Here is a 2,726-nt window from a genome sequence, read left to right as displayed (position 1 = left end):
GGATAATATGAAGTGAGTAAACCTTTATGGCGGGTAGTTTTTTGTCAGTGCCCATCCATAAATGGCTAATTTGCCCAATTTCCGCGCCAGGCGAAAATTTTTAATCCTCAAAATACTCAATGTATTCCTGCGGTTAAAAATTTCCACCTTCCTTGAACTTGAACAAATTATCTCATTTCTGGATGGACACATTCAAGATCATTACTTTCAGAGGGGGCGATATGAATACCAACGAGATGTTTGAAAAGCTGTCTTCTAATTTCAGCCATTCAAGGATTTTGTCAGCCTCCTCTTCATTCTTCAAGGCGTTGACGGCGATTTTTCGGCCATGCACCGTGATCAGTTTGCCGGAAGTGCGAAAGGTGACCGACGGCGGGTCTATAATATAGGTGTCGCCGCCAAGCACGGCATTGAGATACGGCAAGGCTTCTGAAACATCTTGATCTAGGTCCGCGTGACAATGCACTGTTTGGGCGCTGGCGTTGCATTTGGATCGGAAAATTGTTTTATGATACGTTGTCAGCAGCATGATGGTCCTCCGATGTTTTAAAAGCCTTATTCGGCTCTTTCATTCTGAAATTATAGAGTCATCAATGTTTGAACTAAGCGTGTCAGACAAACGTTGCGTAATCTTTTTCATTGATGCTTCTTGTCTGTCGAAACCATAGACGGTCAGTGGAAAATTTAGCGGTTTCTGTATTTCCCATATCTCTTCGTGCATGTCTGGCGAAAATAACTTCGCGGGATTGCCGACAGCAATCCACCCTATTGGCAACACAGTCCCGGGGTCAAGGTGCGATTTGAGATGAACAACTGCATTTATTCGTATTTAAGAACCTCTTCCCACATAGGCGCTATGAAATATGGCTGAGCCAGTTGCGATAAAGACTTCATCCTCGACAGTGCATCCGACTACATGCGCATTAGGGCTAATTAGCAATAATGTCCGATGGAAATTGAATGATTAGCATTGCTCTTCACAACAGCACTTTCTAAAATAATAACTCGCTCGCCAATAGTTATTTTGCCGCCCTCAGCAACAATTGAAGCGCCATGCATTACCCTACAGCCCGGACCAATTGTGATATCTCCGCAAAGTGTTGCGGTCAGCGCAACATATACGGATGGATGAACTTGCGGATTTTTTCCATTATGTGAAAGAAACACAAGCACCTCCTGCTGTATCCGAACAATTGAACTCACTGGTTTTTATGGCGCAGCGGAATAAAAATTCAGGGCAACGATTTGTTAGCTGAATTCCTTTATGTCATACCCATCTGTTTTCTGAATATCTTCACCATAATGTTTTTTCAATTTTTCTATGATCGTGTTAACAGGATGGACCATTTCCTTTCCTTCAAGGGCATTACGAAGTTTTTGAGGGAACTCTTCATTATTGTTTTTTATTTCATATATCTTTGCTTCATGGTTTAGATTGAGGGTTATAATCTTGGGAGTATCTAATCTGACCGTAAAGGGTTTTCTATATTCAACATATATGTCTAAAATATCGCCATATTTTTTTGGATAAAATCTGCATTTTTCATAAGCTATTACATAATCATTAGGTAATTCAGATAATATAATGTACGATAATTTGTTTTCTTTCATGCCCCACAAATTGAAACCATCAGTGTCAACCCCTTTATGTACAAATAGAAAATCTTTTGGATCATATTTTTGTGCGAGAATAAACACCAGTAATCCAACAATTATGATCGCTTGAAGTCCAACTATCAATTTTTTTCATTTTCTATATTCAGCTAGTATGCAGTTCATTATCGAGCTTCAACAATTTCGCCGGACCGATTAATTTCCCTATTCTTTATATATATATTTTTTTCAGTATGTTAAATATAATTGGATGCGGTTGGTCAATAGTTGATGATAAAAATTGACTTTTAAAATGATCAATGAAAAACTTTAAATTTTTCATTTGATCGTCTTTTTTTGGGTGGCTGACATCGCTAATCACTGACGCCGCCGTTTTTCACCTGGTAAATTTGTCTTGCTATGTTTGAACAAGACGTATACCCAAAGTATAGGCTCTATCCATAATATTTTTATTCTCTTTTATTTTTCCTGCTTCCATAGCATTTCCACATACGATATCAACGATTCCAGTACTAAAGCTATCTTGAAATGTTCGAATTGCATTCATTGCACCGGATTTAAAATGATCCCTATTGGCATAAGTCAAGATAATACCGTACCGTTTGCCTTCCATATCATGGCCTTCAGGGCCGCCAAGAGCGAAACATCGGTCCATAAACACCTTCATTTGGCCGGAAACATGAGCCCAATATATCGGACTGGCAAATAGGATTGCATGTGCGCGCCGAAGTTTTGGATACAGTAATTGCATATCGTCATCTAATACACAGTTCTTAGAAGTCTGTACTCTGCATTTACCGCACCCGATACAAAACTGAATATCCATTCCATGGAGATAACAATTATCAACTTTCCCTCCGGAATCCTTAGCACCCTGCTCGACCTGTTTTGCCAAAGCTATGCTATTTCCGTTTTTTCTTGGGCTTCCTAATACTATGATAAGATCGATCTGATCCACTATAAACTTTTTCTTTAATCAAAAATTTTAGACATAACAAGACAAACTAGGCGATACAAAAATCCGCGCGGATGATTAACAACCTTATGCAGAATCATACCACATGACGGTACGATAGAACAAAAAATTACACACCGCATCCCCTATTTGGGGG

At 39.2% G+C, this 2,726-nt stretch carries 2 protein-coding genes and 2 pseudogenes; all 4 read right to left on the bottom strand.

What is annotated here, in order from left to right; all coding sequences use genetic code 11:
* Positions 1-253: 253 nt before the first annotated feature.
* The 4 genes and pseudogenes from GF401_17475 to GF401_17460 all read right to left on the bottom strand — a co-directional run bounded on the left by GF401_17475 (position 254) and on the right by GF401_17460 (position 2,575).
* A pseudogene (locus GF401_17475) lies at positions 254-529 on the bottom strand (Fe-S cluster protein).
* Positions 530-568: 39 nt separating this feature from the next.
* Positions 569-1,167 (bottom strand): annotated as a pseudogene (locus tag GF401_17470) (gamma carbonic anhydrase family protein).
* A gap of 81 nt (positions 1,168-1,248) precedes the next feature.
* Positions 1,249-1,740 carry a hypothetical protein gene (locus GF401_17465; protein MBD3346848.1) on the bottom strand — a complete coding sequence of 164 codons (492 nt, stop codon included), beginning with the start codon at positions 1,738-1,740 and terminating at the stop codon, positions 1,249-1,251.
* A gap of 271 nt (positions 1,741-2,011) precedes the next feature.
* Positions 2,012-2,575 (bottom strand): hypothetical protein, encoded by a 564-nt coding sequence (locus GF401_17460; protein MBD3346847.1) that lies wholly within the window; start codon positions 2,573-2,575, stop codon positions 2,012-2,014.
* Positions 2,576-2,726 lie beyond the last annotated feature (151 nt).

This window comes from Chitinivibrionales bacterium (assembly GCA_014728215.1).
In the GTDB taxonomy this organism is placed as follows: Bacteria; Fibrobacterota; Chitinivibrionia; order Chitinivibrionales; family WJKA01; genus WJKA01.
This window is presented reverse-complemented; position numbering and strand designations above follow the sequence as displayed.